Origin of the sequence: Pseudomonas brassicacearum, assembly GCF_000585995.1 — a bacterium.
In the GTDB taxonomy this organism is placed as follows: domain Bacteria; phylum Pseudomonadota; class Gammaproteobacteria; order Pseudomonadales; family Pseudomonadaceae; genus Aquipseudomonas; species Aquipseudomonas brassicacearum_A.
Genome location: NZ_CP007410.1, coordinates 1,914,484 through 1,937,164, shown reverse-complemented (window position 1 = coordinate 1,937,164; position 22,681 = coordinate 1,914,484). Strand labels below are relative to the sequence as shown.

Here is a 22,681-nt window from a genome sequence, read left to right as displayed (position 1 = left end):
ACTTTGGGGCTGCTACGCAACCCAGCGGGAGCAAGCTCCCTCGCCACAAAAGCCCTGTGCATTACTTCTCCCAATCCGCCTTGGCAATGTGCAACCCATGCAATCCGTTGTACGCCGCCCGCTCAGGCTGACTCCAGCCTTCCAGCAATGCATCCTCCAACCGATAGATCTCCACCCCCAACGGACGGCAGACGCTGAGGGGATCCTGCGCATCCGGTCCCCACATCGCCAGCGACAGGTCGCCGCCGGGACAGGTCGACAAGGCACACAGCAGATCAATCTCGGCAAAAAACTCCAGGTAATCGCCCTTCTGTGCCGGACAAGCCTTCATGAAATACATGTCGTCATGGTTGAGCCCGGTGCACTGGAAAATATTCAATACGTCGTGCACATCGAACTCCGTCAAACCATGGGGCAACACCGCACGGGTCAGGTTCGAATGGCAGTGATGGTGAAAGTCCTCGCCCGTCAGCATCTTGTTCACGTACGGGTCACAACGGGTCCCCAGCAAATCGTGCAGCCGCCCGCCATGCTCGTCGATGCCGTAACCGGCCAGACTGTCATCGGTGATGGTCACCAGGGGTCGCAGGAACGGCAGGTTCGACCACAACCGATCATGGGTGCTGACGTGGGCGCCCTGCAGCTGACGTGTGCGCGCCGCCCAAAGCCGCTCCCGCGGATCATGGGCATTCCAGATGTTAAAGTCGCCCACCTGCGGGCCCATCGGCGTCGTGACGCGGAACACATGACCGGCCGGTACGTGCCAGGCGCGGCCGGTGCGGATCGGCACTTCGAACTGTTCAATCAGGGTGCGCTTGTCTTGCTGAGTGCGGATGCGGTCGTAGAAGGGTTTGTCCACCTGCAGGGCTGAGCCTTTGCTGACCTGATAGGCGGCGGGATAGTCTTTGTACATGGCACACATCCTCGATCAGTGATGGATAGCGGGGGTCAGGAACTGCAAAAGCAGTTGCTCGGAATCGTCGAGATAAAGGCTCATCGCTTCATAGGCCGCGCCCTTGTCGACCTCGGCCAGCCAGTCATGGATCTCGCGATCCCGGGCCAGCCACGGCGCCTGGAAGCGCGGCTCATCGGGTGCGGCGCAGAACACCAGACGCAGCTGCGCGACCACGTTGGTGAAAAAACCATCGAGCAAAGGACTGCGCATCAACCCGACGATATGTTGATGGAATGCCAAGCCATGGGTACCCACCGCACGCCAGTCTTCACGCTCCCGCGCCAGCTCGGCCGCTTCCAGGGCTTCGAGCATCCGGTCGGATTGGTACTCGCGCAGTGGTGCACTGCTCATGATGGCTTGAAGCTCCAGGGTGCGACGGACCTTGAACACGTCCCGAAGATCTTCGGCGTCCAGCCTGCGGACCATCACCCCCTTGTTACGCACATAACGGGTCAACCCTTCCTGGCCCAGGCGGTGTAACGCCTCGCGGATGGTGTTGCGTGAGGCGTTGTAGGCTGAGACCAGGTTGCTCTCTACCAGGGCCATGCCTGGGACCAGGCGACCGCCGATGATGTCGGCGCGTAGTTCGAAGGTGATTTGGTCGGCTAGGGACAGTTCGTTGGTCATGAAGGAAGGCCTGGAGATTGTTCAACAATCGGTTGGCAGTTGGTAATCATGATTTATGCCATATAGGTATCCTGAAACTGGCCCCAGCCACAATCATCGCTTTTGGAGAATAATCCCCACCGGGTAGATTCCATCTCGTGCGTTCGGCCGAACGAATACCCAACCTGTTTATGCAATTCCCCTACATTCGCCTGGCACGTCGCCAGCTTGCTCAGACCCTGATCACCGTTGTCGGTGATGGCGACAATTTGTAGAGCATGCGCTGGGCAAGCTGGGCTCTTGCTCTGCCATGAACCACGCCGCCGAGGTCGAGGGCGGCGGGCATTGCGCAGCCACTGGTTGAATCCTCGATGACGACTGACAGTCGCAAATTAGAAGTGGCAAGGCGATCGCGCAGGCGAGCATGATCGTCTGTGCGTCGCTCTGTTCTTAGTGGTGATTTTTCGCTGGCCAACAATCCTTTTCCAGAACCATGCGCTCGCCCTGCTCTGTCTGGATCTGAACCGCAGCCGCGCTGCTGAGCTCTCCAAGTCCGTGATGCAGGCCGGGCTGCGCCATCAGCTTCAACCCATAGCGCCAGTCCTAGAACTTCCGCTTCGCGCTGATGACCAGAATCAACGCCACAGCTATACCAGGGATTATCAGCTTTAGCGTGGGGAAAGCGTGTCAGAACCTCCATATCGACCGTATAGCTCCCGGCGTTCAGCCGCGCCATTCTGGCCGCCATTGATCCTGCTGGTGATCTTGTCGAAAAGGGCCAGAATTCGCCAAGCTGTTGAGTCGGCGGGTCGACTCGAACCATGCCGCCGACTTCGCGGCCCATTCGTTGCTCTATCTTGAGAGCGGTTGTACGGACCGGTGGAACTCATGGATTGCATATCGTAAAAAGGCCAGTCATCTCGACCGGCCTCCTTCACTATGTCACCTCAATTCACTTCCAACTTCTCGCGATTCCTATCCAGAAGCGCCTTACCAATACCCTTGACCTCCAGCAACTCCTCTACCGACGAGAAGGCTCCATTACTCTCACGATACGCAACAATCGCCTCAGCCTTAGTCTTGCCTATCCCCGCCAACTCGCGTTGCAGCGTGGCGGCATCCGCCCCGTTAAGATCCACCTTGGTGCTTTGCGACTGCGCCGACACATCCAATACCTGTGGTGCAAACGTCGTCTCGGGCTTGACCGCAGGCGCAGCGATTACCGCTATAGACGCGCTGGTCAGAAGGGCAAAAATCAAAGAGTAGAAATAGCCTGTACGCATAAGTGACGCTCCATGACATCGTTAAGAGAAAAGCAGCTTTTCCGAAGCTGCTTCTCAAACTTAGGCGATGATGACTCGCTGTCAAAAATGGGTAAGTTACAGAATATGTAACAATCAAGGCTAGAGGCGGCCCCTGCTGGTAGATCCAGTCGACAATCTCGCCGTCCGGGACATACCCACTGACCGTGTTCCTGAGCGACTGACGGACTCTGGCGTAATCATCACGCTCGGTGGCAGCTAGCAGCTCAGACAGGCTGGCCTTGAGCACATTCCCACGGCAGATGATCTTCGTTGGCACTCATGATCATCGGGTGCTGGGTTGCGGCGACGTTGTCGCCGATCAACAACGCTTCGTAAAGCTTCTCACCTGGACGCAGCCCCGTGAACTCGATTGAAATGTCGCCTTAGGGATTTTTCCGGGCGAATACTATCCACCACTAAATTAAGCTTCGGTAGCCTCGCTCATTATACGTTTCAAAATGTCGCAGGTTTTGGCGACTTGGGCTTCAGTCAGTGTGGGATGCACCATAAACATCAGACTGGTCTCCCCTAATTCTTTCGCAGCAGCTAGCCGCTTTTCAGGTCGCCACCTAGTATTGTCAAAAGCCTTCTCAAGATATACCTCAGAGCATGAACCAGAAAAACAGGGTACACCTTGGGCGGCGATTTCCGTCAATATCCGATCACGATCCCAGTTAATTTTTAACTTATCGGGCCTTACGAACACATAACATTTGTATGCTGCGTGCACAATGTCTTCGGGAACAACTGGAACTCGTAAGGCAACGCATGTTCGTGCACACTCCCAAATCTGGCGAGCATTATTCAGACGACTTGTATTCCAATTTCTCATGCGCCGCAGCTGAATGCGACCTATAACAGCCTGTATTTCCAACATGCGCCAGTTAGTGCCAAAACTTTCGTGGAGCCAACGAAAGCCTGGCGGGTGCTCATGTTCGTAAACTGCTTCCCAACTTTTGCCATGATCTTTAAATGACCACATACTAGACCACAGCTCACTGTCATTAGTAGTGACCATTCCACCCTCACCACCCGTGGTCATTATTTTGTCTTGGCAAAAAGACCATGCCCCAATATCTCCAATCGAACCGACCGGCCTCCCTTTATAGAAAGCACCATGAGCTTGAGCACAATCCTCGATAACTTTAATACCAAACTCTTTCGCTAAAGACATGATTGGATCCATATCACAGGGCCACCCTGCTAGATGGACGCAGATAAAGGCACGAGTTCGAGATGTGAGCACCGCACGAATTGAATCTGCGGTAAAATTTTGCGTCTCGCGATCTACATCCGCGAATACAGGGACCGCGCCACAATTAACTATACTGGACACAGAGGCTAAAAAAGTTCGGGGCGTGACAACTACTTCATCTCCAGCACCAATTCCCAACGCCTTTAGCGCTAAATCTAATGCCACGGTGCCATTAGTAACCGCTACAGCATGCTTTACCTGCGCCCAAGCTGCAAACTCCTTCTCAAACTCGCGACACTCTTGCCCTGTCCAATAATTAACCCTATTAGATAATAGAACCGCACGAACCGCATCCGCTTCTTCTTCGGTGAAAGAAGGCCAAGGTGAAAATGGTGTATTCAGCACAATCTATACCTATATAAATTAATATTATCCAGGTGACCCGATCTGAATTAGGCTTTCAGCTGCCTGGCCGGCACACCAGCCACGATTCGACCGGCAGCAACATCATTTACCACCGCCGCGCCAGCCCCTACAACTACATCACAACCAATATTAATCTGCTGCCTGATACACGCACCAACCCCGATCCAGCTCCGATCACCCAGTTTCACACCGCCTGAAAGATGCGCCCCCGGACTAATATGGACAGAATCCCCCAAAACACAATCATGATCAACACTACAACCTGTATTTAAAATTGCACCTAATCCGACCTGAACTCCTACATTTACTACGACACCGGCAAAAACGACCGAACCGGCTCCAATCGTCGCATATCGACTCACCGTAGCGGCAGGATGTATAAGCGTAATCAACTTAGCGTTAGCCAGAATTAATGTTTGGAGTTTATCCTGACGTATCCGATTATCGCCAATGGCGACAACCACACCGGAAAACGTTTCAAGTTCCGAAAGTAAGCGGTCCGTATTCCCCACGACTGACCATATTCCATTTTGCTTAACTGCCGGCCAAGCATCATCAAAAAAACATATCGAGTCCCAGCCGGAACACTCAGCTGTATCTGCAACTACCTTACCGTGGCCGCTAGCACCTAGAACGGCTAGGCGATTCACGGTTTGTTTCCCATAAACTTGGACATGGTCGCCTCCCCTTCTGCGTTGATGCCATCACGCACCAACACCTTTTTGATGGTCAATAAGACGATTTTAAGATCCAGCCAGAATGAGCGATTGTCGACATACCAGACATCCAGCTTAAATTTTTCGTCCCAGCTAACTGCATTACGGCCATTGATTTGCGCCCAACCGGTAACTCCGGGTCGCACCTCATGACGCCGGTATTGCTCAGGGCTGTAAAGCGGAAGGTACTCCATCAAAAGCGGACGCGGGCCCACTAGGCTCATGTCCCCCTTTAATACATTCCACAGACCCGGCAACTCGTCCAAACTACTGGAACGCAAGAAACTGCCAAATGGTGTCATGCGCTCGGAGTCTGGTAGTGGGTTGCCTACAACATCCACAGCATCACGCATGGTACGGAACTTGATCATCTCGAATGGCTCACCATCCAGACCGGGGCGCACCTGACGGAACAGCACAGGAGAACCAAGTTTGCGGCGAACCTGCCATGCAACGATGGCAATAACTGGTGCTAGCAGTAAAAGACCGCAAAAGGAGGCGACAATATCGGACAGGCGCTTGATCATCACTTTATTCCCTCCAGCCAATCAACAAAGCGATTTGCCAGCAGTTCTCGGTCAAACTCTCGCTCAGCCAACTCACGACTCCGTTTACCCATTTCCTTTGCTGCCGCCTTATCACCCGCGGCCTGCTCCAGGGCATCCGCAAAAGCGCGCGGATTTTCTGGTTCAACTGTATAGCCGCACTGGTTGTCGCGGATCATCCCCGCCAACCAGCCTGGATAATTGTTGAGTACGGGCAAGCCAGATGCAATGTAATCGAAAAACTTGTTTGGTGAAGTGCCAACGTAGAAAGCAGGCACATTTGCCAATACCTGTAACCCAACATCCGTACTAGCCATCAGACCAGCAAGCCGGGATTTGTTAACTGGTTCATGAAACACAACGCAGTCCAGTGCCTCGCGCTGCGCGCGTGCCTGTAAAGACGGTTTGAGCTTACCCTGGCCAATCAAAAGCAACTTGATATCGTCACGTCCGCGCCGTTTCAGTTCCGCAGCCGCATCGAGCACCGCATCCAGGCCATTGGCCACGCCATGAGTGCCCGCAAAAACAGCCAGCAGATCGTCCGGTTTTACCTGCTCGGGGCGCCAAGGCTCAACGTCGCCGGCAAAAATACCGAGATCGCAACCATTGGGGACCAGAGCAATCCGCTTGCGCAGGACCCCACGTTTAGCAATGCCATCAACTATTCCAGGGGACAAGCCAATCAGCCTATGCGCCGAGCGGTAACTTATCCACTCCAGTATCGACATGGCACACAACACTAGAGGATTCCGGATCACCCCCATAGCCTTGGGCAACTCTGGCCAAAGGTCGCGCACCTCAAATACGAACGGTTTACCTCGTAGCCAGCGAGCGAAAACGCCAGGAATACCCGCAGTTAATGGCGTAGTGGTTGCAAATACCAGATCGTAGCGCTCAGTAAGCGCCAAACCGATACTGCGTAAAGCAAACTTAGCGAAGGTCACAGCTCTCTTTGCCAAACCATCACTATTGGAATACGCCAGATCGAACTCAATAATGTTGATACCGTCGACTGTTCCTCGTCGTTTACCGCCAATGAAAGGCAGACTCAGACCAGTCTCCCCGCCACTATAACTTCCACACACCATCGTCACTTGATGGCCACGCGCAAGCAAACGACGAGCCATTTCATAAGAGCGGGTACCAACCGTGCCTTTCGGGGTCGAAAAGTGTTGGTGAAAATACAGAACTTTCATAGGACGCTGCGATACTCCGTAATTAGCGATCCCGGCTGACGGAGTTAAATTCCAGTACCGGCGTTTATTTTACAGCTCGACTTATATCACAAAAATATAACAATCTATTTGATACAGACTCATACCCGAAGAATTTTTTCTCGTACAACCCAGACGGAAAGTATGGAAAAAATGAAAAATGAAACCCAGGTCGCTATAGCTGCCCCTACCCCGCCCCAAAAAGGAATCAAAGCAAAGTTCGCAACAATCCCGCTAATCGCACCTACAAAAGATATTTTGGCGACGGTACCTGTAAGATCATAGGCGCTCAGCACCGGGACAAATATTTGATATCCCACACGAGCCATAAATGCAGAAAGCACAATGATCGCCATCACCCAAAAAAGGTAATCGAAAGAAAAGAATGAAACCTCATAGATAAAAACCAAACCTGCCCCAAATAGCAAAAGTAACGAGAATAAGGTCGCACACCCAAAAACAAGCAGGGCCTTAGGATACAGATTACGCTTAAAATCATCGACCCTTCTGACAACATATGGCGCCCACAACAAGGAAAAGCTATCAATGAGCATTCCCGCAGCCGACCCTATAAGATAAGCCTTTCCATATTTACCAAGCTCATCAACAGTTACAAACGCGCTCAAAATATATCTATCACCAACATTATTAAGCAAGGCCATCAATTGAACCATTACCAATGGAAGTAGATATACAACAACCTCCTTCTCATCCAGAGACGACTGCGACTCATTGAGCAGTTTCGAACGAAGATGAAAGAACGAAAAGAAAACAACCAACACCAAAGAAAAACACAGAACAATTAAATATACCGCAACAACAGAAAACTCGAATTTCATCCACAATAACACTGCCAATGAAATAAAGACTAGAACGGGCCTCCCCAATTCCGCAAAAGCATAACCCAGCAAATTACTTGAACATCTATATATCGCATTAAAACTGGCAATATGTGCCGCTAAAAAACCAGAAATGGGAAGTAATGCAAACCAAGCGAAATATGGATGCCCTAAAAAAACAAAATATAACAGTATTCCAAAAAAAACAGCGAGCGCAAAAAACAAATAATAAACCCGCTTTAACGCCCTATAAGTTGCAGCAACTCCTTTGCTATAAAAATATCTAACGTAAGCCGCGGAAGAATTGAACCCTAACAAAGCAATCGCTGTAACAAACAGTGCTTGAGCAAGAGAAAAATATCCGAACTCTGCGTTATCCACAGAGAAAGCAACCAAGTAACTTACCAACAAGGTAAGCCCTTTTGACGTCAATAAGACCGAAGAGTAACCAAACACCACACCTAAAGTTTTATAGATAGCGGTCATCTTGCTTCATCTTAAAGTAATGATTCTTATCACGAAACCGAATAACCTCAGCGGGATTACCACCCGCAATGGCTAAATCAGGTATTGACTTCGAAACTACCGCTCCAGCCTGAATAATCACTCCCTCCCCGATTCTCACGCCTGGCAGAACCATTACATCCATACCAAACCAAACATTATCACCAATAACAACATCTTTTACTATAATAGTTTTATCATAAGGAATAGATGCGCCATTATAATTATGGCTCTGAGTCAATATCTTCAACCCCACACCCGAGTGAAAGTTATCTCCAATATAAACCTTACCAGTTCCAAATGTTCTCGCACCATTAAAATTAGCGTTAGCTCCCAAAATCAATCCCGCCCCAAATCTACAGAAGCCGTTTATTTTAGGCCGACCTGAGGGCGCAATAAAATTGCGTCCAGAAGTCAGATAGAAAATCTCGGAAAGAATTTTCTTAACTATGCGCTTAAACATTAATCACCTTCATTTCCAGAGAAAACCTTATTACTACTCGCTGTTCGGAGCCCCCCCTTAACAGCTCGTTTATCGGACCTCGATCTTAACAGATAAAACATCAACCCAAAAAATACCACATCATTAAACACCAACCCCCAAAGCAATCCATACTGAAACACCGAATAGATCAGCAACGGTAACGCCGCCAGCATCCGGCCACGCAAAACCAAGAGATAGTAGCCCCAAAAAAACAAAAGCGAGATGAAAATGCCATTTGATACCAAAAATTCAAGATATGAACTGTGCGCGTGATATAACCCATTGTTAATCTCCAACCAAACTTTTTGCGCACCGTTACCGAAGAATGGACTTTGCTTTAGAACATTGAAGAATTCATAAAAAATAAAATCCCGCCCAGACAAATCCAGCTCACCTCTACCACGCGTAAGATTCTCAATGATAGAGGACAAATAGAGAATACCTACAGCACAACCTACCATCCCCCCGAAAAGCACAACCCTCCAATTAGTTGCATAATAGAACATCAGGCTAATCGCGGCAGCAACAATGGCAGTTCTATTGAACGACGTAACAAATCCGACAACGAGTATTGCCGCACAAACCAGAAAGACACGCCGGGATAACTCAGATTTTATTGCCATTAAAATAACCGAGCCAACTAAAACCTTGAAAGCATAGACACTGGAATTCACACTGAGACCAAAAACCCGATTATAATAAAGCAACTCCGTATCACCAATCTGCGTCTGCCCTTTATGTTCAACCGAAAAAAAAGAATGAACCCCAGCAATATATTCAGCAAAACCTACAGCCACTTCAAATAGAACCAGCAAAAGTACCACTATCAAATCTTTCCTGCGAAATACCATACCCACAAATAAAGAAATTAGTATTAGCACCACATAGGGAAAAGCACCCAATATAGACTTTTCAAAATTATCAATCAAAGGATCTGTAAAAGCAAATACAGCAACTGACAGAAGCGCTGACAACAGCAACAGCACCAACCCAATAATATGCCCCGTCTTTAGGAAGCTCAGATCCCTTCCATAGCTGGTAAAAAACAATCTATAGAAGACAATTGGGAGAAGTAGTAAATTAACGACTGGGGAAAAGAACACAATCGTCGAAAGAAAAGCGAGCAACCCAAGCATTTAAATGCCTTTAGATAATCATACTATTGACGAAAGAGGTCTACGCCACCACACAACACGACAGAAGCGCTTCTGCGCAAGATCTACGAAACATAATTTATCACGATTGTTTTGTGCCTTTCGAAAGACTCCATTATCAAATCATGATGCACAAACATTTGCGTCTTTAACGTACTGGGAATTATGGCAACGGCCTTCGCATCAGGAAATAGGCTCGCCAGCGTAAAAAGCGCCGTAGAGTTAACTGAATAGATTTTCCTAGGACGCCACTTATTTCGCAACATGAAATACTCCACCGCTACATCTGCATGCAACAACTGGAGCCCTTTTACTTTCTTAACGGCTTCTAAACACGCTAGACTTTCCGTGCGATGCGGAATGTAGTGCACAACTGATCCAAACGCCTCCCGCACTGCAGACTCTAGAACCCTAGTATAGGCAGCAATATCCATTGCACCGATATCAACCAATTTTTGCCCTATAAAAAAAACAGCGTATTCTTCATTCTCCTTACAATCATACTCTCCGGCAATCGAATCAAATCGATTCACCTCGCAATTAAGATATTTTTCTCCATCCAAATCAAAGATGCTAAATACTGAATACTCCCCTCCTTGCTCATTAATTATTTTATCAGCCAATAAAGTCGCAACACCATCATCCAGCAGAACTATTTCTTTTTTCAGCACAATAGAACAAAGTAATTTCTGAAAGCCAGAAAAAAAACTGCCTAAAACAACCTTGTTATACCAATGAATATCGCTAAACAAAAAACCCAAGATCGACCAAAAATAATCTATCTTATTACCTGGCCTAACCAAAAACTCTTTTTTTACTTTAATGTTCAGATCCTTGACCATTGCGCTCATTTGCTGATCATTACTGCCAACGCCGCTATTCCTTATATATAAAGAAATACAGGCTTGATGCTTACGCAAATACTCATAAGCACACAACAGTTGAAACGGTGTTTCTACCAGAATCAACACCTTATTCTTCATTTTAATTGAACTCATAAATTACAAGGCAGCGCTCATGCATCTCTCAATCCTTCCAAAATAACTGGACTGTTAGCAGAAACATCAGATATTACTTTTTTACCAAGCACATAATCTAAATATTTCGGTGCAGCACCATACCCCGGCCGCACGCTTCGCACTGCTCTTTTAGTAATCACATCGCCAGCCTTCAGATCTTTCACAAAGTATAGAGACCGTCGAAATTTTGCGTTATTTTGCTCACTGGACTTGCGACCATAATCAACTCGACCTAAAGCTGCCCACGCGGTCTTACTGTCACAACAAAGCGCAGTAAGTTCGGCGGGCTCTAGGGAAAAGCTGTCATCCGCCCCTCCACCGTTGCGGTCTAGGGTAAAGTGTTTTTCAATCACTGATGCCCCCAGAGCAACACTTGTAATAGCGGTAGTATTATCAAGCGTGTGATCGGACAATCCCGTAACCAAGCCGAATCGCTGGATCATGTCGGGAATAGTACGTAGGTTGTAATCTTCTGCTGGGGCTGGATAGCCACTTACGCAATGCAATATCGCCAACTCCTTGCATCCACCGTCGCGCGCAGCCGCTATCGCTTCCTGGATCTCTTCCGCATCAGCCATACCGGTAGAGATGATCATCGGTTTGCCAGTGCTGGCGACATATTTGATCAGCGCCAGATCGACGGCCTCGAAGGAGGCGATCTTGTAGGCTGGGGCGCCGAGGCTCTCCAGCAGGTCGACAGCGGTGTTGTCGAACGGCGAACTGAAGATGGTGATACCTAATTTACGCGCATGCTCGAACAGTGGAGCATGCCAGTCCCAGGGCATATGGGCTTCTTGGTAAAGCTGATAGAGACTCTTGCCATCCCACAATCCCCCGTGGATCTGAAATTCTTCCGAATCACAATCCAAAGTTATGGTATCAGCGGTGTAGGTCTGAAGCTTGATGGCGTCGGCACCCGCCTTTTTAGCTTCTTCGATTATCTTCAGTGCCGTTTCCAGCTTGCCATTATGGTTCGCGGATAGTTCAGCAATTATGTAAGGCGGCGCATCGAGAGCGATGCGTCGACCGGCAATGCTGATACTTGGGATAGTCAACATACGGTTATCTCTCAGAGGTTCGATTGCCATTCAGAGGCAAGAAGGCCAAAGCACATCACATCGTGATAGCTCTGGCCGTCAAAGTGTTGCTCACGCAGAATCCCTTCCTGCTGGAAGCCAAGTCTCTGATGAAACTTGATGGACCTCGTATTGAAGCGCAGGGCCTGACCACAGAGCTTGTGCAGGGCTAGATGAGTGAAAACATGTTGCAATACTACATGCCCCAGTAGACGGCCTGTCCCTCTCGGCGCGTCAGGAGCAACATAGAAGCCCCAGTCCGCCACACCACCGGGTGCAATCTGGTGGAGGTTTATGAAGCCTAGAGGCACATCATTACTTTCAAATACCAACAAGTGGCGGCTGGAGTCTTGGGATGCCCGCTCGAACCAGCGCGAGTGCTCGATGAGGCTGATCTCGTGCTGAGTGTACATGTAGCGGCGCACCTCTTCGTGGTTACGCCAAGCAAGCACTCGCTCGAGATCCTCGTATGTCATCGGACGTACTCGCTGTTGAGCCGATACGGTTGCGGTCACTTCAAGACTCCAGGTACTGGATTACAGTAGCCATGCCATTACCGTCTGCAATGCGCTGAGCGGCCTGGCTCATGGCTGTCCGAAAGGCTGTCGATGAGCTCAGTGACGCCAGTGCCTGGGGGAGGTGCTCCGCGATGCGCTGCGTTCTCTGCAGAACATAGACTGCCCCCGCTTGTTCGAGACCTTTTGCGACTTGTTGTTGATTGTCGGCGAGGACGATCAGCACCGTCGGTAGTCCCAAACAGCAGCGTTCCCAGGACGTGGAGCCGGCAGCGCCAATCGCCAGGTCGCTATCGGCCATCAGCTGTGCCATATCGCCAACGTTTACTCGGACGTCGGTGGGCCAGGGCATCTGCTCAGCCCGCTGACGAACCTCAGTTAGCCAGGGCGCAGTTGCGCCCATCACCACAGTGATACGGCAATTAGCAGGAAGTTCGCAGGACTGGAGGGCATACAGTACCTGCCCGGTCGCATTGTCCTTGTCGACACCGCCCATCGTGATGAGTAGATGCCTGAGCTGCGCATCTCTCCGACGAGCCAGACTGTAGGGACGCAGTTCGGCAAATTCAGGGCGTAACAAGGCATATTGAGAGCCGCAGAGTAACGTGCATGTAGCAGGCACCCACAGGGCATAGTCCTCCGGATTGCGACCGAAGGTCTGATCCAGCAACAGGTCGCCTTGATGGGGACGATCGGCCAAGTCATCGATCACCATCAGCTTGCGGCAGTGCCGTTTGAGTGCAACTTCCCAGCGTGCATCAAGGGCGTAGTGATCGACGACTAGCCAATCGGTGTTCAGCTCGCCAAGGATGACAGCACACTCAGCGACATCATGCTCCAGGGAGGTGCCGAGCCAAGCAGTGTGGGCCAACTCTGCTCCTCCGCCAGCTTTGTTGGTCACGAGCAAACTAACTTCTTGCGGGCAGCTGAAAGGCAAGCTATGAACTGGATAACCCTTGCTACGAATGAACTCAATCAGGTTGCCGGGGTGCGCGCGACAGATGAAGCTGCATTCTGCGCCCCGGGCATTAAGAGCGTCGGCCAGGGTCAGACAGCGCATAACATGACCGGTACCGATCTGCTGGGAGGCGTCGGCGCGGAAGACAACCTTCATAACTGATCTGTAACCTGTTGCGCCTGCATAGCTTTGAACAGCCATTCAGCTCGCACCCAGTCTTCCGGCGTATCGATATCCTGCACACGATGGCGCGGTAAGAGAACAGGCACCGAGCCGGGTTTGAAGATCATTTTGTCTTGCAGCCATGCGCTAGCGCGGCCCCAGTAGAACTGGCCTGCATCATGGAAAGCCTCTTCCAGATCCTGCGAGCGGGTATTGAAATGTTCGGGACTGAACATCTCAACTTGACCCTGCTCGGTGAGACGAATGGCCCGCTGGATCGGGAAAGCGTAGCTAGTCACCGAAAAGGCATAGTCACTATCCGTCTCTTCGAGGATCTGCAACCCTCGCTGAATATCCTCAACTCGGACAAAAGGCGCGGTGGCATACAGACAGCAGACTTGTTCAATCGCCTGTTCCTGGGCGTTGAACCACTCGATGACATGCCGAATCACCGGGAGCGTGCCGGTGTAGTCGTCGGACAGTTCGGCCGGGCGCATGAACGGTACAGCGGCGCCATGCTGGCGAGCGACGTCGGCGATCTCTGCATCGTCGGTGGAGACGATGACCTGATCGAAGCAGCCACTACGCAGCGCAGTCTCGATGGACCAGACGATCATCGGTTTGCCACAGAAGGGTTTGATGTTCTTGCGCGGGATGCGTTTGCTGCCGCCTCGTGCAGGAATGACAGCCAGTCTCATGCGTTGACTACCTCACGCAGAGCGGCAATGACAGTGTCCTGCTGCTCCTCACTCATGGTCTGGAACATCGGTAGACTAATAGCTTCGCTGTAATAGCTTTCTGCTAAGGGGAAGTTGCCAACCTTAAACCCCATACGTTGGTAATAAGGCTGGGTATGCACCGGAATGTAGTGCAAATTGACCCCAATACCCAACTCATGCAGGGATTCGAATACTTGACGATGACTCTTCTGGAGCTTGTCCAATTGCAAGCGGATGACATACAGGTGCAACCCCGAGTAACTGTCCGGGTGCTGCCAGGGCGTGGTGACCGGTAACTCGGCCAGCAACTCGTCGTAACGGCGAGCCAGCTGGTGGCGACGCGCCACATACTGATCCAGGCGCAACATCTGGCTGACACCCAAGGCAGCCTGCAACTCGGTCATACGGTAATTGAAGCCGAGATCGACCTGCTGGTAGTACCAGGGGCCGTCGGCCTCGTGGGTCATCAGTGCGGGATCGCGGGTGATGCCGTGACTGCGCAGCAAGGCCATCTTCCTGGCCAGTTCGGCATCGTTGGTCAGCGCCATGCCACCTTCGGCGGTGGTGATTATTTTCACCGGGTGGAAGCTGAACACAGTGATGTCACTGTAGCGGCAGTTACCAATGAATTCGCCGCGGTACTTGCCGCCGATGGCATGAGAGGCATCCTCTATCACCTTGAAGCCATAGCGCCGGGATAGGGTACGGATGGCTTGCATATCGCAGGGTTGCCCGCACAGATGCACGGAAACCACGACCTTGGGCAACTTGCCTTCATGCTCGGCACGCTCCAGCTTGCGCTCAAGGGCTTGCGGGCAAAGGTTATAGGTGTGCGGGTCAATATCAACGAAGTCGACCTCCGCTCCGCAGTACAGGCCACAGTTGGCAGAGGCGACGAAGGTGATAGGGGTGGTCCACAAACGGTCACCGGGACCAAGCCCAAGCGCCAGGCAGGCGATATGCAGTGCCGAGGTGGCGCTGTTCACGGCCAACGCATGGCTCGCACCGACATGCTGCGCCACACTTTGCTCGAAAAGCGGCACCATGGGGCCCTGAGTCAGGAAATCGGATTTCAGTACTTCCAGAACCGCATCGATATCGGCCTGGGTGATGTCTTGGCGACCGTAGGGAATCATGGATCAGATGCTCCCGATCTTTTCGCGGTTCGTATCGATCCAGATCTGCAGTTCCTCGTCGCTCATCCACTCGGCGTTGTTGTCGCTGGAGTAGACAAATCCTTCGGGGACTTTCGTGCCATCCTTGATCCGCTTGGTACACGTCGACCAGTCGTTGATGACTGGCAGGATCTTGTAATGCTCGGGGTAGTCATAGGTGTAGTACGAGTCTTCTGCGCTGATCATCTGCTCATGCAGTTTTTCGCCGGGACGAATGCCTATGATTTCCTGTCTAGCGTCGGGCGCAACCACACGAGCCAAATCCGTCACCTTCATGGACGGGATCTTCTTCACATAGATCTCCCCACCCTCCATGTCTTCGAAAGCGTGCCAAACCAGTTCGACGCCTTCTTCGAGGGAAATCATGAAGCGGGTCATGCGGTCATCGGTAATAGGCAGCACTCCCTTGTCCTTGATTGACATAAAGAACGGAATCACCGAACCACGTGAGCCCATTACGTTGCCGTAACGGACGACGGCGAAACGGGTGTCATGCCCACCGGCATAGGAGTTGCCAGAGACGAATAGCTTGTCCGAAGCCAACTTGGTCGCGCCGTACAGATTGATTGGGCTGCTGGCCTTGTCCGTCGACAGCGCGACCACACGCTTGACGCCCTTGTCGATACAAGCATCAATCAAGTTCATGGCGCCATTAATGTTGGTCTTGACGCACTCGAACGGGTTGTACTCAGCGGTCGGAACGATTTTGGTGGCGGCAGCATGTACGACGTAGTCGACACCATCTAGGGCACGGTACAGACGGTCCTTGTCACGTACATCGCCGATAAAAAAACGCACTCGGGGGTCACCCTCGAACTTCTTTGCCATGTCCCACTGCTTCATCTCATCACGGGAGAAAATGATGATTTTCTTCGGGTTGTACTTGGCCAGGGTCATCGGCACGAAAGTGTTGCCAAAGGAGCCAGTTCCGCCAGTGACGAGAATAGTTTGGTTAGTGAACATTTGATCAATCCCGTTTAAATTAAACTTTAAAATGATTCTATTGGGTAAGTTTAAATCTCGACACCCACGAACAAATCGCCAATCAAGAGATCCAAATACCCCGGGTATCAATGACCTTATGATTCTGAAGTGCAGCCACAGAAATACTTTTAAACACCTTGTGGTCGACCAACAACACCAGCACATCAGATTCAGCAAGTGCTTGATCAATATTTTTCAGGACCAGCTTTTTACCCGCTAACTTAATCGGCAACGCCTCAATATTTGGTTCAACCACCAATACGCAACCGGGGTGGGCTGCAGCAATTTTCTGGGAAATTGCTAAGGCGGGGCTTTCACGCAGATCATCGATATCAGGCTTAAAGGCCAGGCCAAAGCAGGCAATAGTCACCTCCGAAGCGGTCCTCTCTGGGTTCTGCTGTAAGAATTCAGCTACGGCCAATTTCACCTTATTCTCAACCCAATGCGGCTTGTCGTCGTTAACTTCGCGCGCAGCACGGATAAGCTTTGCTTCTTCTGGAGTGCTACTAACGATAAACCAAGGATCCACAGCGATGCAGTGTCCACCTACCCCCGGACCTGGCTGCAGGATGCTCACTCGCGGATGACGATTAGCCAGACGGATTAATTCCCATACGTTGATATCCAGCTTATCGCAAATGATCGATAACTCATTGGCGAAGGCAATATTCACGTCACGAAAACTGTTTTCAGTCAGCTTGCACATTTCTGCGGTGCGTGCGTTGGTAATGACACACTCACCTTCTACGAAAGTCTTATAAAGTATTACCGCTGCCTCCGAGCATTTGGCTGTCATGCCGCCAATCACTCGATCATTCCGCACAAGTTCCCGCAAGACATGGCCTGGTAAAACCCGTTCGGGGCAGTGCGCTACGCGGATATCAGAGTCTTCCCCATGAGTTTGTGGGAAGCTCAGATCGGGGCGCGACGCAGCCAACCATGCCGCCATTTGTTCAGTCGCGCCCACCGGGGAGGTGGATTCTAGAATCACCAGGTCACCTTTCTTCAGGACTGGCGCAATAGCCTTACTCGCCGACTCTATATATGAGAGATCCGGTTCGTGATCGCCCTTGAACGGGGTTGGTACTGCAATTAAAAATGCATCCGCTGGCTCTGCCTGTGTCGTCGCACGCAGATAACCTTCGGTGACCGCGGCATGCACGACCATATCCAGATCGGGTTCGATAATATGAATTTCCCCACGGTTGATGGTATCCACCGCCTGCTGATTGACATCAACACCAATCACCTTCTTCTTGCGGGATGCGAATACTGCTGCCGTAGGTAGACCAATGTAGCCGAGACCTATGACGGAAATGGTTTGGAAGAGCATGGTGCTTCCTTGAATATTCTTAAATAAATATGTTTGCACTAGGCTCGGTTCTGACGAGCAGACCCGCTCCTACAACCGCCAGAGCTGGGTGCAAGCTCAGGATATCTTGCACAAGGCGTCAATGATTCGACCGCAGGCGTGACCATCGCCATAGGGATTATGGGCGTAGCTCATGGCGCGGTATGCATCTTGATCAGTTAGCAGCCGATTTAGTTCGCTAACTATATTGCTCGTCTCCGTACCCACTAATCTAACGGTACCTGCATCTACGGCTTCGGGACGCTCCGTGGTATCACGCATGACCAGCACCGGCTTACCCAACGAAGGCGCTTCTTCCTGAATGCCACCCGAGTCGGTCAGGATGATGTGCGAGCGGCTCATCAAGGAGGCGAAGGGCAGGTAATCCAACGGTTCGATCAGATAAACGTTGCTGATATCACTGAGCAGACGATTGACCGGCTCACGCACGTTGGGATTGAGGTGAACCGGGTAAACGATATCGACATCAGGATGTTGCTGGGCAACCTCCATCAGTGCCTGGCAAATACGCTCGAAGCCGTCACCGAAACTTTCACGACGATGCCCGGTAACCAGGATAAGTTTGCGAGCAGGATCCAGAAATGCCGAAGGCGCAGAGGCTATGGCGTTCAGCTCTTCATCATGGTCGAGCCGCTTGATAACGTCCACTAGTGCATCGATCACAGTATTACCCGTGACAATGATTTTCGCGGGAGCAACGCCCTCTCGTAGCAAGTTGGCCCGGGAGGTTTCGGTGGGAGCGAAATGAAGGTTAGCCAAAACACCGGTCAGTTTGCGATTGGCTTCCTCTGGCCAAGGGGAATAAATATTTCCTGTCCGCAAGCCCGCTTCTACGTGCGCGACCGGGATCTGTTGATAATAAGCCGCTAGGCTGGTCGCAAACGTTGTGGCCGTATCGCCATGAACCAATACGACGTCTGGCTTGAACTCAGCAAAAACAGTTTTCATACCCTGAAGGATCGAAGTCGTCACGTCTGTCAGATCCTGTCCGGGCTTCATGACATTCAGGTCGAAATCCGGCTCGATGGCAAACAATCCCAAAACTTGATCAAGCATTTCTCGGTGCTGGCCAGTCACGCATACCTTGGACTCAAAGCGCTCGTCAGCAGCCAAAGCCAAAGCCAAAGGTGCCATCTTGATTGCTTCGGGGCGGGTACCAAACACACAAAGAGTTTTCATCTAAATAAGTTCCTTGGCCAGAATATACGACGGGCCTTTTTAGCTCAAAAAATCACAGCTTTAACTCGAAATCTGTCAGCATTTTACTGCGACATTTGTCCATTACTTCTCAATCACTCTAGTATGGTCCGTCATACGCTCCGCCCTTTGCGATAAGGACTTGCCCTGACTGTTAGCTTTAGGACAAGATTTCTAGACCCGCCAAGCGTCGCGCCCTGATGGCCCCCTCCCGACAGATGTAGGCACCGCATTCCCTATGGGACCCCCGGGGCGATAGCGGATAACTTCCATCCGAAACCAAACCTGCAAAACAAAAGTATCGCGCCTGGCACCGAACGAAGCCCAACCCGCCTACCCGTACGGGCGCGGTTGGAGATTTGATCTGCATCAGACACGCTACCGCCCCAGGATTTACCGTTGGCTTCCTGAGAACGTCGCAGGCTTCAAAACTCTACTGGCATAGCCAGGGTGTTGCTTTGACCTCGGCCGCTGCCGAGGCTGATTCAATTCTTGATTATACTCACCAGTGGCATGCTGATCCTTTGCTGGCGGTTGAGCATATTGAGCAGCAGTACTACGCGCTGCTCGCCATCCATTGATACGAAGACCGCGTCCAGTTCGGCAAAGCCTCCTTGGGTGATGCGTACGCTATCCCCTGCCGAAAACGCCGGTGTGATAGCTTTTGCCGTGCGTTGCTGCAAATGCATGATCAGGCTGTTATCGAGCCGCAGAGGAATACCACCGAAGCTCACTATGCGGTAGACCCCGCGAGTCGATCGCAGAGGTGCCCAATTGGCATCGGCAGCCAGTTGAATGAATAGATATCCAGGGAACAGCGATTCAGTAATGATTAGCCGACGGCTGCGCATTACTCGCTCGTAGCTGTGCTGCGGCCGATAGCAGGTGTAACCCTGGCGTAGCAGGTTCTCTTCCGCACGCTCATCCTGGCGGGGCTTGCAGTGCACGAGATACCAGGCCGGGGCCGTATCTACAATGTTTATGGGATCCGTAACGCTTACATTCATATGGGTAACAAGCAAATCGGTGCGACATTTGCACACCGACAGTTTACTCCTCTGCGCAGCCAGCTCGATCAAGCTGGTTGCAGGATTCGCTTAGCCTAGCCAGCTGGCCAGGATGAAGAGAGAGAAATTTGGGCTGTCGAAACCACAGTTTTCTGTACCACCAGGCGCACAGTGGAGACCCATTTAAGTCCTTTTTTACCCTGTGTGGAAAACTTCCTCCACGTGGACACGTGCTGCCGCGCCCCGCTTTAGTCCCGAAGCCGTTGATACCTCTAAACATTCAAGACTAGAAGCCCTCCAACACGGCACAGTCTAGCATCGTTGGTGTCACTGGAAATCAATAGCACCAGGCCAGGTTACATAGCGCCTTGGCTGTAGATGGACAGACAACACCCGTCATTCGATCCAGGCTTCGTCCGCATTCAGGTATCACTCCCAGGAGCAAGAGATACAGAGCTGTTGCTCCCCGCGCCTCACCCAGACAAGGATGGAACAATATCGCAAATGTGTACGTTACAGGGAATGTAACAATCAGGGCTCAAGACGGCGCTGTTGGTAGATCCAGTCGACAATCTCGCCGTCCGGGGCGTAGCCGCTCACCGTATCTCTAAGCAACTGACGAACCCTCGCGTAGTCATCATGCTCAATGGCAGCCAGCAACTCGGTCAACCTGGTCTTGAGCACATCCCATGGCAGATGATCTTCGTTGGCACTCATAATCATCGGGTGCTGGGTTGCGACGACGTTGTCGCCGATCAACAGCTCTTCGTAAAGCTTCTCACCTGGTCGTAGCCCTGTGAACACAATTGAAATGTCGCCTTGGGGATTCTTTTCAGAGCGAATACTCAAGCCCGACAGGTGGATCATCTTCTGCGCCAGTTCGACTATCTTCACGGGTTCGCCCATATCGAGCACAAATACATCCCCACCCAACCCCATCGACCCAGCCTGAATCACCAACTGAGCGGCCTCGGGGATCGTCATGAAATAACGGGTGATCTTGGGGTGGGTAACGGTCAACGGCCCGCCAGACTTGATCTGTTTATGGAACAGCGGAATAACCGACCCGGACGAGCCCAATACATTGCCGAACCGGACCATAGTGAAACGGGTTTTATTGACGCGTGACACGTTGGCCTTGTCGCCAAACAATACGGGCGCCAACTCGCGACTGAGGGCCTGCAACGTCAGTTCAGCAAGCCGCTTGGTGCTGCCCATTACATTGGTCGGGCGCACGGCCTTATCTGTAGAGATCAAGACGAAGTTCGACACACCTGCCTGCAACGCCGCCTGCGCCGTGTTCAATGTCCCGATCACATTGTTCAGGACGCCTTCGGCGATATTGTGCTCAACCATCGGGACATGTTTATAAGCAGCGGCGTGATAGACCGTATCGACATTCCAGGTCTTCATGACGTCCAGCAACTTGTTCTGATCCCGGACCGATCCCAAGATGGGCAGCAACCGAACAGACAACGACTCCCGAACGATACGAGGCTCAAGTTCGGACAAAATGCTGTAGAGATTGAACTCGCTATGATCGAGAAGCAGCAACGTTGTCGGCTTTAGCGCCAGAATTTGTCGACAAAGCTCGGAGCCGATTGACCCCCCAGCCCCTGTCACCAGAACGGACTGTCCTGCGATGCAATGCTCAAGCAGGTCAGCTTGCGCAGGCACCGGGTCACGCCCGAGAAGGTCCGCAATATCCACTTCCTGAATGTCGTCGACCTTGACCCGACCGCTGGCCAGATCCATGAAACCTGGGACGCTTCGCACATGCAGCGGGAACCCTTCAAGCAGCGTCAGTATCTCCCGACGACGACCTCTCGACGAAGACGGCACTGCCAGCAAGATCTCCTGAGCGCCAGTCGTATCGATCATTTTTTGAATATGCTTGGGTTGGTACACCTGCAGCCCGGCAATGACACGATCAGCGATGCTGTTGTCGTCGTCAATGAACGCAACCGGCCGCATCACCCGGCCCATGCGCAACGCCGCCACCAGCTGATTACCGGCAGCCCCGGCGCCATAAATAGCAACTTTCGGCAGACCATCATCACGATTGGTAAACGGTACATGCTGGGCGGCGGTGAACCAGTCACCCAGGAAATATTGCCGCATCATCAGGCGTAGACCGCCAATCATGATCAGGCTGAGCCACCAGTAATTGAAGATAATCGAGCGTGGAACCACGGTTTTATGGTTGCTGTACCAATACACTACGAGGGCTAACAGTAGCGCTGAAAGGCTGACCGCCTTGCAAATGGTGATCAGCGCATCGTTACCAAAATATCGCATGACAGCACGATACATGCCGAAGCGGATGAAAATTGGAATGGCAATCAACGGAGCGGAAGCAAAAAGCCAAAGGTGCGTTTCGATCGGACTGGCCAATGCCTCGACACCCAGTCGAACGACGAATGCCAGCCACAGAGCGGCCCAAACCAAAACCACATCTGTAGCTACTTGGATTGCGCGCTTGTGGCGCCTTGGCAACCCCAGCAAAGCCGATCTCACTTTATCCATAACCCCTTCACGCACCTTGGCCAGCTCCT

The 22,681-nt window shown here is 51.5% G+C and carries 22 protein-coding genes and 1 pseudogene; all 23 read right to left on the bottom strand.

Going from position 1 to position 22,681, the window contains the following annotated elements; all coding sequences use genetic code 11:
• Positions 1 to 61: 61 nt before the first annotated feature.
• Complete coding sequence (locus tag CD58_RS08435) at positions 62 to 913, bottom strand: urea carboxylase-associated family protein (protein WP_025212589.1); 852 nt, start codon at positions 911 to 913, stop codon at positions 62 to 64.
• A 15-nt stretch (positions 914 to 928) separates the two neighbouring features.
• Positions 929 to 1,582: a GntR family transcriptional regulator gene (locus tag CD58_RS08430; RefSeq protein ID WP_025212588.1), complete on the bottom strand. Its 654-nt coding sequence runs from the start codon at positions 1,580 to 1,582 to the stop codon at positions 929 to 931.
• A gap of 211 nt (positions 1,583 to 1,793) precedes the next feature.
• A complete protein-coding gene (locus CD58_RS31385) occupies positions 1,794 to 2,405 on the bottom strand; it encodes a hypothetical protein (RefSeq protein WP_235195294.1) in 612 nt (203 codons plus the stop codon).
• Positions 2,406 to 2,508: 103 nt separating this feature from the next.
• Complete coding sequence (locus tag CD58_RS08425; protein ID WP_025212587.1) at positions 2,509 to 2,844, bottom strand: ComEA family DNA-binding protein; 336 nt, start codon at positions 2,842 to 2,844, stop codon at positions 2,509 to 2,511.
• Between the two features lie 133 nt (positions 2,845 to 2,977).
• Positions 2,978 to 3,248, bottom strand: a pseudogene (locus CD58_RS29105) (polysaccharide biosynthesis protein); the annotation flags it as partial.
• 38 nt (positions 3,249 to 3,286) lie between these two features.
• The gene (locus CD58_RS29100; RefSeq protein ID WP_080712524.1) at positions 3,287 to 4,465 is read right to left on the bottom strand and encodes a DegT/DnrJ/EryC1/StrS family aminotransferase; all 1,179 of its coding nucleotides are present in this window, start codon (positions 4,463 to 4,465) and stop codon (positions 3,287 to 3,289) included.
• 47 nt (positions 4,466 to 4,512) lie between these two features.
• Complete coding sequence (locus tag CD58_RS29095; RefSeq protein ID WP_080712523.1) at positions 4,513 to 5,136, bottom strand: NeuD/PglB/VioB family sugar acetyltransferase; 624 nt, start codon at positions 5,134 to 5,136, stop codon at positions 4,513 to 4,515.
• The gene (locus CD58_RS08415; protein WP_025212585.1) at positions 5,133 to 5,729 is read right to left on the bottom strand and encodes a sugar transferase; all 597 of its coding nucleotides are present in this window, start codon (positions 5,727 to 5,729) and stop codon (positions 5,133 to 5,135) included. The genes CD58_RS29095 and CD58_RS08415 overlap by 4 nt, the downstream gene beginning before the upstream one ends.
• Positions 5,729 to 6,943, bottom strand: coding sequence for a glycosyltransferase family 4 protein (locus CD58_RS08410; RefSeq protein WP_025212584.1), 1,215 nt, complete (start codon positions 6,941 to 6,943; stop codon positions 5,729 to 5,731). Before CD58_RS08410 ends, CD58_RS08415 begins: the two co-directional genes overlap by 1 nt.
• A 119-nt stretch (positions 6,944 to 7,062) precedes the next feature.
• The gene (locus CD58_RS08405; RefSeq protein WP_080712522.1) at positions 7,063 to 8,286 is read right to left on the bottom strand and encodes a polysaccharide biosynthesis C-terminal domain-containing protein; all 1,224 of its coding nucleotides are present in this window, start codon (positions 8,284 to 8,286) and stop codon (positions 7,063 to 7,065) included.
• Entirely contained in the window at positions 8,270 to 8,767 is a 498-nt protein-coding gene (locus CD58_RS08400; RefSeq protein WP_025212582.1) for an acyltransferase, read from the bottom strand. The genes CD58_RS08405 and CD58_RS08400 overlap by 17 nt, the downstream gene beginning before the upstream one ends.
• Complete coding sequence (locus tag CD58_RS08395) at positions 8,767 to 9,924, bottom strand: O-antigen ligase family protein (protein ID WP_025212581.1); 1,158 nt, start codon at positions 9,922 to 9,924, stop codon at positions 8,767 to 8,769. Before CD58_RS08395 ends, CD58_RS08400 begins: the two co-directional genes overlap by 1 nt.
• 83 nt (positions 9,925 to 10,007) lie before the next feature.
• Complete coding sequence (locus tag CD58_RS08390) at positions 10,008 to 10,925, bottom strand: hypothetical protein (protein ID WP_144238527.1); 918 nt, start codon at positions 10,923 to 10,925, stop codon at positions 10,008 to 10,010.
• A gap of 32 nt (positions 10,926 to 10,957) precedes the next feature.
• Positions 10,958 to 12,019, bottom strand: a complete 1,062-nt coding sequence (gene pseI / locus CD58_RS08385; protein ID WP_038436536.1) for a pseudaminic acid synthase — start codon at positions 12,017 to 12,019, stop codon at positions 10,958 to 10,960.
• A gap of 11 nt (positions 12,020 to 12,030) precedes the next feature.
• A complete protein-coding gene (pseH, locus tag CD58_RS08380) occupies positions 12,031 to 12,552 on the bottom strand; it encodes a UDP-4-amino-4,6-dideoxy-N-acetyl-beta-L-altrosamine N-acetyltransferase (protein ID WP_327205592.1) in 522 nt (173 codons plus the stop codon).
• 1 nt (position 12,553) lies between these two features.
• Entirely contained in the window at positions 12,554 to 13,666 is a 1,113-nt protein-coding gene (gene pseG / locus CD58_RS08375) for a UDP-2,4-diacetamido-2,4,6-trideoxy-beta-L-altropyranose hydrolase (protein WP_025212577.1), read from the bottom strand.
• On the bottom strand, positions 13,663 to 14,370 hold the full coding sequence (gene pseF / locus CD58_RS08370; RefSeq protein ID WP_025212576.1) for a pseudaminic acid cytidylyltransferase: 708 nt from the start codon (positions 14,368 to 14,370) through the stop codon (positions 13,663 to 13,665). The genes pseG and pseF overlap by 4 nt, the downstream gene beginning before the upstream one ends.
• Positions 14,367 to 15,527, bottom strand: coding sequence for a UDP-4-amino-4,6-dideoxy-N-acetyl-beta-L-altrosamine transaminase (gene pseC / locus CD58_RS08365; RefSeq protein ID WP_025212575.1), 1,161 nt, complete (start codon positions 15,525 to 15,527; stop codon positions 14,367 to 14,369). The genes pseF and pseC overlap by 4 nt, the downstream gene beginning before the upstream one ends.
• A 3-nt stretch (positions 15,528 to 15,530) precedes the next feature.
• Positions 15,531 to 16,529 carry a UDP-N-acetylglucosamine 4,6-dehydratase (inverting) gene (pseB, locus tag CD58_RS08360; protein WP_025212574.1) on the bottom strand — a complete coding sequence of 333 codons (999 nt, stop codon included), beginning with the start codon at positions 16,527 to 16,529 and terminating at the stop codon, positions 15,531 to 15,533.
• Positions 16,530 to 16,611: 82 nt separating this feature from the next.
• Positions 16,612 to 17,883: a UDP-N-acetyl-D-mannosamine dehydrogenase gene (gene wecC, locus CD58_RS08355; RefSeq protein WP_025212573.1), complete on the bottom strand. Its 1,272-nt coding sequence runs from the start codon at positions 17,881 to 17,883 to the stop codon at positions 16,612 to 16,614.
• A gap of 96 nt (positions 17,884 to 17,979) precedes the next feature.
• Positions 17,980 to 19,101, bottom strand: a complete 1,122-nt coding sequence (gene wecB, locus CD58_RS08350) for a non-hydrolyzing UDP-N-acetylglucosamine 2-epimerase (protein WP_025212572.1) — start codon at positions 19,099 to 19,101, stop codon at positions 17,980 to 17,982.
• A gap of 503 nt (positions 19,102 to 19,604) precedes the next feature.
• Positions 19,605 to 20,126: a transcription/translation regulatory transformer protein RfaH gene (rfaH, locus tag CD58_RS08345; RefSeq protein WP_200868908.1), complete on the bottom strand. Its 522-nt coding sequence runs from the start codon at positions 20,124 to 20,126 to the stop codon at positions 19,605 to 19,607.
• A 531-nt stretch (positions 20,127 to 20,657) separates the two neighbouring features.
• Complete coding sequence (locus CD58_RS08340; protein WP_025212570.1) at positions 20,658 to 22,652, bottom strand: polysaccharide biosynthesis protein; 1,995 nt, start codon at positions 22,650 to 22,652, stop codon at positions 20,658 to 20,660.
• Positions 22,653 to 22,681 lie beyond the last annotated feature (29 nt).

Excerpts from the sequence above, each read along its gene's own strand:
- CD58_RS08435 (WP_025212589.1), bottom strand. The coding sequence starts at position 913 with ATGTACAAAGACTATCCCGCCGCCTATCAGGTCAGCAAAGGCTCAGCC.
- CD58_RS08430 (WP_025212588.1), bottom strand. The coding sequence starts at position 1,582 with ATGACCAACGAACTGTCCCTAGCCGACCAAATCACCTTCGAACTACGC.
- CD58_RS31385 (WP_235195294.1), bottom strand. The coding sequence starts at position 2,405 with ATGGGCCGCGAAGTCGGCGGCATGGTTCGAGTCGACCCGCCGACTCAA.
- CD58_RS08425 (WP_025212587.1), bottom strand. The coding sequence starts at position 2,844 with ATGCGTACAGGCTATTTCTACTCTTTGATTTTTGCCCTTCTGACCAGC.
- CD58_RS08415 (WP_025212585.1), bottom strand. The coding sequence starts at position 5,729 with ATGATCAAGCGCCTGTCCGATATTGTCGCCTCCTTTTGCGGTCTTTTA.
- CD58_RS08410 (WP_025212584.1), bottom strand. The coding sequence starts at position 6,943 with ATGAAAGTTCTGTATTTTCACCAACACTTTTCGACCCCGAAAGGCACG.
- CD58_RS08405 (WP_080712522.1), bottom strand. The coding sequence starts at position 8,286 with ATGACCGCTATCTATAAAACTTTAGGTGTGGTGTTTGGTTACTCTTCG.
- CD58_RS08400 (WP_025212582.1), bottom strand. The coding sequence starts at position 8,767 with ATGTTTAAGCGCATAGTTAAGAAAATTCTTTCCGAGATTTTCTATCTG.
- CD58_RS08395 (WP_025212581.1), bottom strand. The coding sequence starts at position 9,924 with ATGCTTGGGTTGCTCGCTTTTCTTTCGACGATTGTGTTCTTTTCCCCA.
- CD58_RS08390 (WP_144238527.1), bottom strand. The coding sequence starts at position 10,925 with ATGAAGAATAAGGTGTTGATTCTGGTAGAAACACCGTTTCAACTGTTG.
- pseI (WP_038436536.1), bottom strand. The coding sequence starts at position 12,019 with ATGTTGACTATCCCAAGTATCAGCATTGCCGGTCGACGCATCGCTCTC.
- pseG (WP_025212577.1), bottom strand. The coding sequence starts at position 13,666 with ATGAAGGTTGTCTTCCGCGCCGACGCCTCCCAGCAGATCGGTACCGGT.
- pseF (WP_025212576.1), bottom strand. The coding sequence starts at position 14,370 with ATGAGACTGGCTGTCATTCCTGCACGAGGCGGCAGCAAACGCATCCCG.
- pseC (WP_025212575.1), bottom strand. The coding sequence starts at position 15,527 with ATGATTCCCTACGGTCGCCAAGACATCACCCAGGCCGATATCGATGCG.
- pseB (WP_025212574.1), bottom strand. The coding sequence starts at position 16,529 with ATGTTCACTAACCAAACTATTCTCGTCACTGGCGGAACTGGCTCCTTT.
- wecC (WP_025212573.1), bottom strand. The coding sequence starts at position 17,883 with ATGCTCTTCCAAACCATTTCCGTCATAGGTCTCGGCTACATTGGTCTA.
- wecB (WP_025212572.1), bottom strand. The coding sequence starts at position 19,101 with ATGAAAACTCTTTGTGTGTTTGGTACCCGCCCCGAAGCAATCAAGATG.
- rfaH (WP_200868908.1), bottom strand. The coding sequence starts at position 20,126 with ATGAATGTAAGCGTTACGGATCCCATAAACATTGTAGATACGGCCCCG.
- CD58_RS08340 (WP_025212570.1), bottom strand. The coding sequence starts at position 22,652 with ATGGATAAAGTGAGATCGGCTTTGCTGGGGTTGCCAAGGCGCCACAAG.